Here is a 12,975-nt window from a genome sequence, read left to right on the forward strand (position 1 = left end):
AATTTGCCTGATGGATCATTGCCTATTCGGCAGCCACCAGCCCGGCCAGCTCGCGGTTCTTCATCAGCTTGTAGACGATCGAATCCATCAGTGCCTGGAAGGAAGCATCGATGATGTTGTCGGATACGCCGACCGTCCACCAGCGGGCGCCAGTTGAGTCATGCGATTCGATCAGCACCCGCGTGATCGCTTCGGTGCCGCCATTGAGGATGCGCACCTTGTAGTCGACCAGCGTGAGATCGCCTATCTCGCCCTGGTACTTGCCGAGATCCTTGCGCAGCGCGATGTCGAGGGCATTGACGGGACCATGGCCTTCCGCCACGGACATCCTTTCCTCGCCGTCGATCGATACCTTCACGATCGCTTCCGACACCGTCTTCAGATTGCCGTTGGCGTCGAAGCGCCGTTCGATCATGCAGCGGAAAGAGCTGACATGGAAGAACTCCGGAACGATGTGCAGCATCCGGCGGGCAAGCAGTTCGAAGCTCGCATCCGCCCCTTCATAGGCGTAGCCTTCGGCCTCACGTTCCTTGACCAGCGCGATGAGCGCATCGAGCCGCCGGTCGTCCTTCGGCACCGTGATGCCGCGGCGCTTGAGCTCGGCAACGAAATTCGCCTTGCCGCCCTGGTCGGACACCATCACCTTGCGACGGTTGCCGACCGATTCCGGCGGCACGTGCTCGTAGGTCTGGGGCTCCTTGGCGATCGCCGAAGCGTGAATGCCGGCCTTGGTGGCAAAGGCCGACGCCCCGACATAGGGGGCCTGGTGTTCCGGCGCGCGGTTCAGCAATTCGTCGAAGGCGCGCGACAGGCGCGAAATTCCTGCCAACGCCTCTGGCGAGATACCGGTCTCGAAACGTTCGGCGAAAGCCGGCTTCAAGACGAGCGTCGGAATGATCGAGACGAGGTTGGCGTTGCCGCAACGTTCACCGATACCGTTCAGCGTTCCCTGGATCTGACGCGCGCCGGCTTCCACAGCGGCCAGAGAGTTGGCCACGGCCTGGCCGGTGTCGTCATGCGCGTGAATGCCGAGATTCTCGCCGGATACGCCGGACGCGATCACCTCCCCGACGATGGAATGCACCTCGGACGGCAAGGTGCCGCCATTGGTGTCGCACAGCACCACCCACCGCGCGCCGGCATCGTAAGCCGTCCTTGCGCAGGCCAGCGCGTAGGCAGGGTTGGCCTTGAAGCCGTCGAAGAAATGTTCGCAGTCCACCATCGCTTCCTTGCCGGCGGAACGCGCCGCTTCGACCGAAGCCCGGATAGCGTCGAGATTCTCCTGCTCCGTGCAGCCCAGCGCCACGCGAACATGATAGTCCCAGCTCTTGGCGACGAAGCAGATTGCGTCGGACTTCGCCTGAACCAGGACAGCGAGCCCCGGATCGTTGGAGGCGGATATCCCGGCACGCTTGGTCATGCCGAAGGCGACGAAACGGGCCCGTTCGGTGCGTCTTTCGGCGAAGAAGGCCGTGTCCGTGGGGTTCGCGCCGGGGTAGCCGCCCTCGACATAGTCGATACCGAACGCATCCAGCATGCCGGCAACGGCGATCTTGTCCTCCACCGAGAAATCGATGCCCGGAGTCTGTTGCCCATCCCTCAAGGTGGTGTCGAAGAGATAAAGACGTTGCTTGCTCATCGCGACACCGAAACAGTCGGTTCCGCCTTGCCGGCGAACTTGTCCGTCGCCCGGATCAGCCGATCCAGTATCCCCGGCTCGGAATAGGCATGGCCGGCGCCTTCGATCAGATGGAACTCGGCCTCGGGCCAGGCCTTGTGCAGCGCCCATGCAAAGCGGACCGGACACGGCATGTCGTAGCGGCCATGCACGATGACGCCTGGAATATCGCGCAGCCGATGCGCGTCCCGAAGTAACTGTCCCTCCTCCAGCCAGCCTGCATTGACGAAGAAGTGGTTCTCGATGCGCGCGAAGGCGATGGCGAAATCGTCCTCTCCGAATTTGTCGCTGGTCTCCGGCTCCGGCAGCAACGTTATCGTCTCGCCTTCCCAGAGGCTCCAGGCGCGCGCGGCCTCGACCCGGGCTTTGCGGTCGGCACCGGTGAGACGCTTGTGGTAAGCCGCGATCAGGTCGCCACGCTCGGCCTCGGGGATCGGCGCGACGAAACGCTCCCATTTGTCCGGGAACATCTCCGAGACGCCGAACTGATAGTACCAGGCAAGCTCGGCCCTGGTGAGCGTATAGATGCCACGCAGCACAAGTTCACTGACGGATTGCGGATGCTGCTCGGCATAGGCGAGCGCGAGCGTCGAGCCCCAGGAGCCGCCGAACACCAGCCATTTGTCGAGCCCGGCCATTTCGCGCAGCCGTTCGATGTCGGCGACGAGGTGCCAGGTCGTGTTGGCTTCCAACTCCGCATGCGGCGTCGAGCGTCCACAGCCGCGCTGATCGAACAAAATGACGTCGTAAAGGCTCGGATCGAAGAGCCGCCGGTGCTTCGGCGAGATGCCCCCACCCGGCCCGCCATGCAGGAAGACGGCAGGCTTGGCGCCCCTGGTGCCGACACGCTCCCAATAGATGCGATGCCCCTCTCCCACATCGAGCATGCCGCTGTCGAAGGGTTCTATCTCGGGATAGAGGGTGCGCAAAACGTCAGTCATAGTTTCAAGCCTTGTGCCGGCCAGTTGGTCGTCTCGTGATCGGGATGCTGGAAAGAGATGATCTCTTCCTGCCTCCCGTAGTAGTCGGGATCCTCGTGGACCGGCGCGTCGAAGATCTTGTCGACCCAGGGCAGACGCGCAGCATGATTCACCTGGATCTGCGGCGCGAGGTCGGAACGATCGTCGAAGGCGCCGATGGCAATCTCCAGCCCGCCGGGATGGCGATAGGTCAAGGGCGTGCCGCATTCCTTGCAGAAGCCGCGGTCGATATTCACGGAGGACTGGAAGTAGCTGGGCGCCTCGCGGATCCATTCGACACCCTCAGGGGGAACCGTGACCAGGGCCGAGAAGAACGAGCCGAACTGCTTCTGGCACATGCGGCAATGGCAAATGGAAGGCCGACCGAGGGCGCCATGAATGCGGAAACGGACTGCGCCGCACTGGCAGCCGCCGGTCCTCACTGTCTGGGGCTCGCTCATGATCTTTCCTTCGGAGGCCAGGTTTCGGTGTCGTAGTCGGGGTGCTGGTAGGAAACGAGTTCGGCGAGGAATGGAGCCTCCGCCGCGTCGGCCATCGTTTCCTCGCCCGGCAGGCCGGGCACTTGATCCACATAGGGAAGCTTGGCCTCGATGCCCCACTGGATGGTGGGCGCTATCTCCTCTGGATGATCGAAGGTCGCGATGGCCAGCGCGATGCCATCGGGCGCTTCATAGAAGAGCGGCGTGCCACAATCCCCGCAGAAACCGCGGAACGCAAAGTTGGAGGATTGGAATTTCCTGGGCGTGCCTCGTGTCCAGGTGAGCTTCGCGCCGCGAACGGAAACGAGCGGCAGATAGAAACTGCCGCTCGCCTTCTGGCACATACGGCAATGGCAGACGGAGGCGTCCCCTAGCGCGCCTTCGACATGGAAGCGCACGCAACCGCATTGGCAGCCACCGGAATAGACAGGCCTGTTGTCGAGACTCATCATTGCCCTACTCCGCAGTGTGGCAAACGGCTTCGACGTTGTTGCCGTCCGGATCCAAAACGAAGGCGCCGTAGTAATCGGGGTGATAGTGCGGACGCGGCCCCGGCGCGCCATTGTCCCTGCCGCCGGCAGCGATCGCGGCGGCATAGAACGCATCGACCTCCGCCCGGCTGCGGGCCGTGAAGGCGTAATGCCGGCCGGGGCCCGTCGGCGTAGCCTCATGCAGCCAGAAAACAGGGCGATCACGCCCATAACCACCCACCTTGCTCCCGCCCGTATATTCAGCCGGAACCATATGGAGAAGCGATGCGCCCAGGGGTGCCATCGCCTTGTCGTAGAAGGCTTTGGAGGCATCGAAATCGGAAACGGTGATGCCGATATGATCGATCATGCTGCTGTCTCCTTGTTGTTGAGTTCTAGCGGCCGAGGATCGCCAAGCCCGGCCGTAGCGACGATATGCTGGCACACGCCGTCAATGTCGCGAAGGATGTCGTCGTTCCAGAAACGCAGGACCGTCCAGCCAAGGCGCTCGAGTTTTGCGGTGCGTGTTTGGTCAGCTTCGGCCTGGTCTGAGGTGCCATGCTGGGAGCCGTCGACCTCAACAACTAGTTTCTTCGCCGGACAGGCGAAGTCGACAATGTATCCGGCAACGGGCAATTGGCGGCGGAAACCCAATCCCATGAGCCGGTGGGCACGAATTTCGTTCCACAGCTTGAGTTCTGCATCGGTCATAGATTTGCGCATTTTTCGTGCAAACTGGCGATGCGTGCTCGGGACAGAGGCGTGGCTCACTTATTTCTCCCGAGTAGGGGCGTCGTGGACCTACCCCCCTCTGCCCTGCCGGGCATCTCCCCCTCAAGGGGGGAGATTAGCGGCGGTTGCCCACCGCGCCAGCCTGGGTTGCGGGGCAGCTTTCTTAACCTGGAGCCGATCGAGCAGCCAGCCGATCTGCCCCCTTGAGGGGGAGATGTCCGGCAGGACAGAGGGGGGTGCTGTCCCGCCAACCCGACCATGAACGCAATTCCCCTCACCTTCTCACCTCCCACGTCGTCACACGCTCTCCGGTGGTGGGATCCTTGCCGTCCTTCAGTTGCACTCCCTGGGCGAGCAGTTCATTGCGGATCCGGTCGGCCTCGGGCCAATTCCTGGCAGCGATCAGGGAAAGCCGTGTCGCTATGCGCGCTTCGATCTCTTTGCCGTCTATGTGAGCGGTCTCGGCCTTACCGGCCAGCCATTCCGTTTCGGTTTGCCCCAGCAGCCCCAGCAAAGCCGCGCTCGTCTTGAGCCGGACTTTCGCTTCGGGCGATCCTTTCGATGCTTCGGCGCGCAGTTCGTGCAGCGCGGCGATTGCCTTGGACGTGTTCAGATCGTCGAGCAGGGCATCGGCAGTCTCCTCGCAGGATACGTCCGAGACCTGCGTATCCCCGACGGCACGGTACCAGGCATCGAGCGTCCGCTCCGCCTCCGACAACGCGCTCGCCGTGAAATCGATCGGCTGCCGATAATGGGTCATCAACATGGCCAGCCTCAGCACTTCGCCCGGCCATTGTCGTCCACCGAACGTCTCCATCCTCAACAGTTCGTGGATGGTCACGAAATTCCCAAGGCTCTTGGACATCTTCTGCCCCTCGACCTGAAGGAAACCGTTGTGCATCCAGACATTCGCCATGCGCTCCGACCCGAAGGCGCAGCAGGATTGCGCGATCTCGTTCTCGTGATGGGGAAAGACGAGATCGATGCCACCGGCATGGATATCGAAGATGTTCTTCAGTGGATCGTCGCATTGCAATCCGCCCCCATAGGGCTCCAGCAGCTTCGCCATGGACATGGCCGAGCATTCTATATGCCATCCCGGACGGCCCGGCACGGCAATGCCGGAAGGTGACGGCCAACCGGGTTCGCCTTCCTTCGACGGCTTCCACAGCACGAAATCCATCTCGTCGCGCTTGTAGGAAGCAATGTCGACACGGGCCCCGGCAAGCATCTCGTCAAGAGAACGACGCGCCAGAGATCCATAGCGGGGGCCGGCGCGCTTGTTCATCTCCGACGGCGAGAAAAGCACGTGGTCCTCGGCAACATAGGCAACACCCCGCGCGACCAGCCGCTCGATCATGGCGCGCATTTCATCAATATATTCAGTCGCTCGCGGCTCGTCGGTCGGCGGCAGGCAGCCAAGCGCGGCCACGTCCTCGTGGAACTGCCGCGCGGTCCTCTCAGTCACCCGGCGGATCGCTTCGTTGAGCGGCAGGTCCGGAAAGTCGCGCGCGGCGCGGGCGTTGATCTTGTCGTCGACGTCGGTGATGTTGCGGACATAGTTGACGTGCTCCGGGCCATAGAGGTGGCGAAGCAGGCGGAACAACACGTCGAAGACGAGCACCGGCCGGGCATTTCCGATATGCGCATAGTCGTAGACGGTGGGGCCGCAGACATACATGCGCACATTGCGGGGATCGATCGGGACAAAGTCTTCCTTCACCCTCGTCAGCGTGTTGTAGAGCCGCAACCCCTTGGACGTGTCAGACATGTATCTCCAAGCCTTTGTTTCCGGGCGTGCGTCGAACGCACGCAATCCGGCCTGCTGGCCTGGGCGTTTGCTTGTCTTTCGGAAAAGGGGCGAAAACGTCCGGACCAGCGCGTGCGCTAGTCAATAATGCAAATGCCGATAATGGCGAAGGACGTTTTCATGGCCCGCTTTATCGCTCCCGCCCCCTACGGCCGTCAAGCTGCAATGTCACGAAGGAGCGCAACGCCGAAGGCGGAGGATCGTTCCGCTAAGCTTTTATTAAACATGTCCACAAAACGGGATCGGCAAAAGAATGCCCGAACCGGCCAAAAGTCACGATTTGGTCGAATTCGATACCCATTTGCAGCTTTCAGAGCAACGCTTACCCAAGGGAAGAGAAAGATGACCCGGACCAAGAGCGAAGCCGAACGCGCGCGTAGCCAGCACGCGGCTCTCGCCAGCCACTATCGCGCGATCGGACCGGCCGCTATCGTTGCAGCGCTCCTGCACACTAAGAAGCGCAAAGCGGCGAAGCCCTCGAAGGCCGGCTGAGAGCGGATCAGAAGAGAGACATCTGGCCGTCGGGCACGTTTCTGGCGGCTTTCGCGGAATCTGCCCGCGAGACGACTGGTTGGACCGGCGCGTCGAAGCGTTCCTGGATGTCCGGCCCGACATTGGCGACCTTGTTGACGCGATCCGAGACAGGGATCGCCTCGAACAAGCCTTCCTCCGCAGGGCGGAGCATGCAGGCCACGTCGCGCGGCTCCCGTCTCCGGCAGTCGAGCCAGGCCGAGAAACTGTCGGGCTCGATGACGATAGGCATGCGGTCGTGAACATGAGCGACGTCGGCATTGGCGGACGTCGTCAAGATGGCTCCCGTATCGATCTCGGAGCCTCCTGGTTCGCTCCAGGTTTCCATCAGCCCGGCGAAGGCAACGAGGCCGCCGCGCCTGGGCCGCACCCAATAGGCCTGAAGCTGGTTCGATCCGCTGCGCCTCCATTCATAGAACCCCGACGCCGGGATCAGGACCCGACGATGGCGCATGGCGACCTTGAAAGAAGCTTTTTCGGCAGCGCTTTCCGAACGCGCATTGATCAGCAGCGGAAAATCCTTGGGGTCCTTGACCCAGGCGGGAATGAGTCCCCAGCGCACCAGAACTGCCCGCCGATCCGGCAGGTTGGAGCCCGGTGCCCTCGGCTCCCCTGCGATTATGGTCAGGATCGGCTGGGTCGGAGCGATGTTGTAGCGAGCCGGGAAATCCTCGAGTTCGGCCAGGCCGGCGAAAGCAGCCGTCTGATCGGGCGTGGCTGTCAGCGCGAATCGTCCGCACATATCTGGTTCCTCGAAGCCCGTTCCTGTCCTTAAATGATGTTCGGGCGGCGCACGCCCCCGCGCCGGATGGTGTCGTGCCGGCATCGATCTCGCAACCCTCAATCGAAAGTCGCGCTTGGCACCTTCCACAGAAATGCCGGTCGTGGCTTAGCAAGTTGGGGTTTTTCGCCGTTGCTTCACCTGCGAGCCCTTCTCTTGCCGCAGCTTTTGTCGGAAAACCGTGTGACGCTTGTCTGAACCCGCTTGGAAGATCCCATGGAAAATGACGAGATTCCCGCCGTGTCCGTGGCGGTTCGGCGCGGCGACACGGTGCTTCTGGTAAAACGCGGGCGTGAGCCGTCCCGCGGCTATTATGCTTTTCCCGGCGGGCGTGTCGAACCGGGTGAAAGTCTGGAAGACGCTGCTCGCCGCGAACTTCACGAAGAGACCGGGCTCCACGTTCATGACCTCGAACTCGTGCGGGACTACCTCATCGAAGGCAGGCACGGTGATCGACTGCATCGCTACCGGCTTCACGTCTTTGCCGCCAGCCACGGCGCTGGCGAAGCGGTTGCCGGAGACGATGCGGAGGAAGCCGGTTGGTTCGACCTCGAGGCGATGAGGGCAATGCTTCTCTCCGACTTCGTGCTGGATGTGGCGAGCGAAGTTCTGGAATGTTGATCGGCTGCCTGACCGCTTGCGAGCGCTCCCGCTATCAGTCACAAGGGCCCATGATCCTTCGACCCGCCATAGCAGCCACTCTGGCCCTCCTCCTCGGAGCGGGCGGCGCCGTCGCGCAGGCTCCCGTGGTGGAAGCTCCTTTCGAACCCAAGCTGATGCGTCTCGCCGAGGTTCTGGGCTCTCTCCATTATCTCAGGAACTTGTGCGGCGAGCGCGGCAATCAATGGCGCGACGAAATGGAAAAGCTTCTGGCCGCGGAGAATCCCGATCCTGCGCGGCGCGCCCGTTTCGTGGCCAACTTCAACCGGGGCTACCGCTCTTTCGACGGGATCTACGCGAACTGCACGTCCTCGGCCACCGAGGCGATCAGCCGCTATATGAAGGAAGGCGAGGCGCTAAGCCGAGACATTGCCTCGCGTTTTGGCAACTGAACCGCCTTTTTATTGACGGATTGATGGCGAAAGAGAGGGGTAAGGACCTGTTAACTTTTTCGCCAAGCACGGCGCACAAGCGTGATGGGCTGTGGTAGAAAGCCTTAACGGGGCATTAATCGGGACGACTCAAGTTGATCCGCATTGTCAGGATCGCCGCTTGAAGAGGGTGGAAGGCAGTATATGGAACGGGGCATCAACGACATCGATGCACTGGTGCGCGAGGAAAAGCGCCTGACGGCCGTGGAGAGCCACAACGAAGCCTGGGCAGAGGGCCTCTCGGCCGGTATCGAACCTGAGATCATAGCCGAGGCCGCGCTTTCCACTGCGTTCGGCGAATTGCTTCGCGCCAGCGGCGAATCCGCTGCCCTCGCGCTTCTCGACCGTATGCGCGAGAAGGTGATCGCCGGAGAATTTGAGCCGCTGCTGCGGCGTCATTGACACACCTGCCGGCCGATTTCTCCTGTATATGGTCCCGAAGGCAGGGCGGTGTTCGCCCGCCCATACAGGTTGGATAAGCATGGCAAGTCACATTTTCGGCGCATCGCACTTCAATGCAGGCAGCGCGGCCGTTCGGCTGCTAGCCGGCACCTTTCTGCTTTCGAGCGCGGTCCTGTCGGCGACCGTGGATGCTTCGGCCCTGAGCGAAATCAAGCAGGAACAGGTGACGCCGCCGACCGATGAAGCGGTCGAGAAGCAGCCTCTCCCGCCGGCAGATGGGGCGCCCTCTTCCGATCCGGCACAAGCTACTCCGCCCGCGACGGATGAGCCCGAGGTGCCATCCGAGGAGGGCGCGGAAAGCGGCGACGATGAGGCCGGCAAGCAACAACTCGGCAGGCCGGAGATCGATCCGAACGCGCCGCTGCCGGAAATCATGTATGACGTCGACCGGCTGCCGGAACCGGTCAAGCGCATGCGCAATCTGATCATCGAGGCCGCCAAGGGCGGCGATATCGAAGCCTTGCGCCCGCTGATCGGCAATGGCTCGGACGGCACCCTGCTCTCGCTTGGCGGAGTCGAAGGCGACCCGATCGAATTCCTCAAGGAAGGCTACAGCGACAGCGACGGGCAAGAGCTTCTCGCCATACTCGAAGAGGTGCTGAACGCCGGCTACGTGCATCTCGATGCCGGCAAGCCGGAGGAGCTCTATGTCTGGCCCTATTTCGTGGCCGTCCCGCTGGAGCGCCTCGATTCGCGCCAGCGCGTGGAACTCTTCAAGATCGTCACGGCTTACGACTATGAAGAGATGAAGGCTTCCGGCGCCTATACGTTCTATCGCACCGCCATCTCGCCGGACGGCCGTTGGGAGTTCTTCGTAGCCGGCGATTGAACCGGCTGCCCCGCCCTGCGTCCTTCGAGGCTCGCTTCGCTCGCACCTCAGGATGAGGGGACGTGGCGCCGATCTCCCTCATCCTGAGGTGCGAGCGAAGCGAGCCTCGAAGGACGCACCAACGAGCCGGTCAGGCGGCCGGCAAAGCCTCGGAGAAGAGCACGGGCTCGCCCTGCCCCGCCGTGACGATCTCCGCCTCCCACATGACTCTCTTGCCGCGGATGATCGTGCCCACCGGCCAGCCGGTAACCTGCCGGCCGTGATACGGCGTCCAGCCGGCCTTCGATCCCGCCTGTTCGTTGAGGATCGTCTCGCGACGCTTCATGTCGACGACGGTGAAGTCGGCATCATAGCCGGCGGCGATGCGCCCCTTCCGCGCCATGCCGAAGATACGCTGCGGACCATGGCTGCTGAGATCCACGAATCGTTCGAGCGTCAGCCGTCCGCTGTTGACATGATCGAGCATGATCGGAACCAGCGTCTGGACACCGGTCATGCCCGACGGCGAGGACGGATAGGGTTTCGCCTTCTCCTCGAGCGTGTGCGGAGCATGGTCCGAGCCGAGCACGTCGACGATGCCTTGCGTTACCCCGCGCCACACCCCATCGCGATGTCGCTGCCCCCGTATGGGCGGGTTCATCTGGACCAGCGTGCCCAGCGAGGCATAGTCGTCGGCGCTCAGCGTCAGGTGATGCGGTGTCGCCTCGCAGGTCGCGACATCCTTGTGTGCCTCCAGGAAATCGATCTCCTCGGCGGTCGAGATGTGAAGCACATGGATGCGCGCACGCGCACGCCGCGCGATCGCCACGAGGCGCCGGGTGCATTGCAGGGCCGCTGTCTCGTCGCGCCAGACCGGATGGGAAGAGGGATCGCCTTCGATCCGTTCGCCAAGCCGTTCTTTCAGCCGGAACTCGTCCTCGGAATGGAAGGAGGCCCGGCGGCGCGTGTTCTTCAGTATGGAATGGACGCCCTCGTCGTCTTCCACGAGGAGGTCGCCTGTAGAGGATCCCATGAACACCTTGATGCCGGCGGCTCCGGGCAACCTCTCGAGTTCGCCCACATCATTTGCGTTGTCGCGCGTTCCGCCGACCCAGAAGGCGAAGTCGCAATGCATGCGATGCCGGCCGCGCGAGACCTTGTCGGCAAGGGCTTCCGCACTGGTCGTAAGCGGCTTGGTGTTGGGCATTTCGAAGACGGCCGTCACACCGCCCAGCACGGCCGCGCGCGAGCCCGTCTCGAGATCCTCCTTGTGCTCCAGTCCCGGTTCACGAAAATGCACCTGGCTGTCGATGACGCCGGGAAGAATATGAAGGCCACTGCAGTCGATCGTCTCGCCCGCCGACGCACGCGAGAGATCGCCGATGGCAACGATGCGACCGTCGGTGACGCCGATATCACGCGTCCCTTGCCCATCATGGTTGACGACAGTCCCGCCCGTCAGGATCAGATCGAACGCCGTCGGCATGGTCTCACCTTTGCATTCTCCGCGGCAGGCCTGATGCGCTTGCCGCTCCGCGCGTCAGGGCTTACGTAATGCCCATCCGATTTGCAAGTTCAGGTCTTCAAGCCGATGCCGACCGTTCAACTCGACGACCGAGCCCTTGTCCTCGTCACCGGCGAGGACGCCGAGACATTCCTCCAGAACATCGTAACCACCGATATCGACACACTGGCGGGCGACGAAATCAAGCCTGGCGCGCTGCTCTCGCCGCAAGGCAAAATCCTGTTCGATTTCCTTGTATCGAGGATGCCCGGCGGCTTCCGCCTCGACTGCCCGGCCGATGCCGCCAGTGACTTTGTCAAGCGGCTGACGCTCTATCGCCTTCGCGCAAAGGCGCAGATTACCGTGCAGGATCAGCCGCTTGTCGCGGTTTCATGGAATTCGGATTCAATCTCTTCCGGCAGAGATTCAACACCTTCGCAAACTGAATCAACTGTCCGCGACACGCGCTTTCCCGAAGGGCTCCGCGTCGTCCGGCACTACGGCAAGAGTTTCGGCTGCGCCGATCCTGGCGCATGGAATGCGCTGCGCGCCGCAAACGGCATTCCTGAGAGCGGCAGCGACTATGCGCTGGGCGACGCCTTCCCGCATGATGCGCTCTTCGACCAGATCGGCGGCGTCGGCTTCGGCAAGGGATGCTATGTCGGGCAGGAAGTCGTGTCGCGCATGCAGCATCGCGGCACCGCGCGCAGACGCATCCTGATTGCCGAAGGAGCAAGCCAACTCCCTGCCGCCGGAACAGAGATCGTCGCGGACGGGCGCCCCCTTGGCGCGCTGGGTACGGTCACCGGCAGGACCGGCCTTGCAATGGTCCGCATCGACCGCGTCAAGGACGCCGTCGATGCCGGGGTTCCGATCACCGCCGGCGGAATCGAGCTCAGTCTTTCCATTCCCGCCTGGGCGAAATTCACCTTTCCCCAGACGACACCCACGGAGAGCAATTGATGGCGGATCGGGCCGGCGCGCCGGCCAGGGCCTGGCAACGCATGTTGTCGGGGCGCCGTCTTGACCTATTGGATCCCTCTCCGCTGGACGTCGAAATCTCGGACATAGCCCACGGCTTGGCGCGAGTCGCCCGCTGGAACGGACAGACAAAGGGTGATCATGCCTTTTCCGTCGCGCAGCATTCACTGCTGGTCGAGGAGATCTACTCGGCCATCGGCAAGGAAGTAGGCCCGGAGACACAACTCGCCGCCCTGCTGCACGACGCGCCGGAATATGTCATCGGCGACATGATCTCGCCGTTCAAATCGGTGGTCGGCGGCGGCTACAGATCCTGCGAGCAACGTCTCCAGCACGCGATCCATCTCCGCTTCTCCTTGCCCGCGACGCTGCCGGAAAGGCTGAAGCAGGATATCAAGCGCGCCGACCAGATCGCGGCCTATTTCGAGGCGACGGAACTCGCAGGCTTCTCGGTGCCGGAGGCCACCCAGTTCTTCGGGCGCCCGCGCGGCATCAGCGTCGACCGCTTCGACCTGTCGCCGCACCCGGCGAAGGCCGTCCAGTCGGCCTTTCTCGAGCGGTTCGCCGCGATCGAAAGGACACGGGCTGCCGCATAAGGAGCCGCCCGCTGCCGCGGGAAGGCAGTGACCGGGTCGCGTCGTCAAGGATACTCGACGGCCGATTGCCGT

The 12,975-nt window shown here is 62.7% G+C and carries 16 protein-coding genes; 7 read left to right on the top strand and 9 right to left on the bottom strand.

Features of this window, described 5'->3' with window-relative positions; all coding sequences use genetic code 11:
• Positions 1-22 precede the first annotated feature (22 nt).
• From cimA to cysS, 7 genes are all read right to left on the bottom strand, one after another.
• A complete protein-coding gene (gene cimA, locus ACCO56_RS11480; protein ID WP_433640671.1) occupies positions 23-1,639 on the bottom strand; it encodes a citramalate synthase in 1,617 nt (538 codons plus the stop codon).
• On the bottom strand, positions 1,636-2,619 hold the full coding sequence (pip, locus tag ACCO56_RS11485; protein ID WP_433640673.1) for a prolyl aminopeptidase: 984 nt from the start codon (positions 2,617-2,619) through the stop codon (positions 1,636-1,638). Before pip ends, cimA begins: the two co-directional genes overlap by 4 nt.
• Positions 2,616-3,098 carry a GFA family protein gene (locus ACCO56_RS11490; RefSeq protein WP_433640675.1) on the bottom strand — a complete coding sequence of 161 codons (483 nt, stop codon included), beginning with the start codon at positions 3,096-3,098 and terminating at the stop codon, positions 2,616-2,618. Before ACCO56_RS11490 ends, pip begins: the two co-directional genes overlap by 4 nt.
• The gene (locus ACCO56_RS11495; RefSeq protein WP_433640899.1) at positions 3,095-3,586 is read right to left on the bottom strand and encodes a GFA family protein; all 492 of its coding nucleotides are present in this window, start codon (positions 3,584-3,586) and stop codon (positions 3,095-3,097) included. The genes ACCO56_RS11490 and ACCO56_RS11495 overlap by 4 nt, the downstream gene beginning before the upstream one ends.
• A gap of 7 nt (positions 3,587-3,593) precedes the next feature.
• Positions 3,594-3,977: a VOC family protein gene (locus tag ACCO56_RS11500; protein WP_433640677.1), complete on the bottom strand. Its 384-nt coding sequence runs from the start codon at positions 3,975-3,977 to the stop codon at positions 3,594-3,596.
• Positions 3,974-4,378, bottom strand: coding sequence for an endonuclease domain-containing protein (locus tag ACCO56_RS11505; RefSeq protein ID WP_433640679.1), 405 nt, complete (start codon positions 4,376-4,378; stop codon positions 3,974-3,976). Before ACCO56_RS11505 ends, ACCO56_RS11500 begins: the two co-directional genes overlap by 4 nt.
• 235 nt (positions 4,379-4,613) lie before the next feature.
• Entirely contained in the window at positions 4,614-6,110 is a 1,497-nt protein-coding gene (cysS, locus tag ACCO56_RS11510) for a cysteine--tRNA ligase (RefSeq protein WP_433640681.1), read from the bottom strand.
• 381 nt (positions 6,111-6,491) lie between these two features.
• On the opposite strand from cysS, the gene ACCO56_RS11515 reads away from it, so the two are divergent.
• Positions 6,492-6,641, top strand: a complete 150-nt coding sequence (locus ACCO56_RS11515) for a transcriptional regulator (protein ID WP_433640682.1) — start codon at positions 6,492-6,494, stop codon at positions 6,639-6,641.
• Between the two features lie 7 nt (positions 6,642-6,648).
• On the opposite strand, the gene ACCO56_RS11520 is transcribed toward ACCO56_RS11515, so the two are convergent.
• On the bottom strand, positions 6,649-7,422 hold the full coding sequence (locus ACCO56_RS11520; RefSeq protein WP_433640684.1) for an SOS response-associated peptidase: 774 nt from the start codon (positions 7,420-7,422) through the stop codon (positions 6,649-6,651).
• 255 nt (positions 7,423-7,677) lie between these two features.
• Between ACCO56_RS11520 and ACCO56_RS11525 the strand changes: the two genes are divergently transcribed.
• The 4 genes from ACCO56_RS11525 (at position 7,678) to ACCO56_RS11540 (ending at position 9,843) form a co-directional block, all read left to right on the top strand.
• Positions 7,678-8,082, top strand: coding sequence for an NUDIX hydrolase (locus ACCO56_RS11525; RefSeq protein WP_433640686.1), 405 nt, complete (start codon positions 7,678-7,680; stop codon positions 8,080-8,082).
• A 50-nt stretch (positions 8,083-8,132) separates the two neighbouring features.
• Positions 8,133-8,513, top strand: a complete 381-nt coding sequence (locus tag ACCO56_RS11530; protein ID WP_433640688.1) for a TIGR02301 family protein — start codon at positions 8,133-8,135, stop codon at positions 8,511-8,513.
• A gap of 183 nt (positions 8,514-8,696) precedes the next feature.
• On the top strand, positions 8,697-8,954 hold the full coding sequence (locus ACCO56_RS11535; RefSeq protein ID WP_433640690.1) for a hypothetical protein: 258 nt from the start codon (positions 8,697-8,699) through the stop codon (positions 8,952-8,954).
• A 79-nt stretch (positions 8,955-9,033) separates the two neighbouring features.
• On the top strand, positions 9,034-9,843 hold the full coding sequence (locus ACCO56_RS11540; RefSeq protein ID WP_433640691.1) for a hypothetical protein: 810 nt from the start codon (positions 9,034-9,036) through the stop codon (positions 9,841-9,843).
• 130 nt (positions 9,844-9,973) lie between these two features.
• Here ACCO56_RS11540 and ACCO56_RS11545 read toward each other — a convergent pair whose 3' ends face one another.
• Positions 9,974-11,308 (bottom strand): dihydroorotase, encoded by a 1,335-nt coding sequence (locus tag ACCO56_RS11545; RefSeq protein WP_433640692.1) that lies wholly within the window; start codon positions 11,306-11,308, stop codon positions 9,974-9,976.
• Positions 11,309-11,413: 105 nt separating this feature from the next.
• Between ACCO56_RS11545 and ACCO56_RS11550 the strand changes: the two genes are divergently transcribed.
• Together ACCO56_RS11550 and ACCO56_RS11555 are read left to right on the top strand one after the other, a co-directional pair.
• Positions 11,414-12,289, top strand: coding sequence for a YgfZ/GcvT domain-containing protein (locus ACCO56_RS11550; RefSeq protein WP_433640694.1), 876 nt, complete (start codon positions 11,414-11,416; stop codon positions 12,287-12,289).
• Complete coding sequence (locus ACCO56_RS11555) at positions 12,289-12,903, top strand: YfbR-like 5'-deoxynucleotidase (protein ID WP_433640696.1); 615 nt, start codon at positions 12,289-12,291, stop codon at positions 12,901-12,903. Before ACCO56_RS11550 ends, ACCO56_RS11555 begins: the two co-directional genes overlap by 1 nt.
• Positions 12,904-12,975 lie beyond the last annotated feature (72 nt).

Source organism: Mesorhizobium sp. 1B3 (genome assembly GCF_050958605.1).
GTDB lineage: Bacteria > Pseudomonadota > Alphaproteobacteria > Rhizobiales > Rhizobiaceae.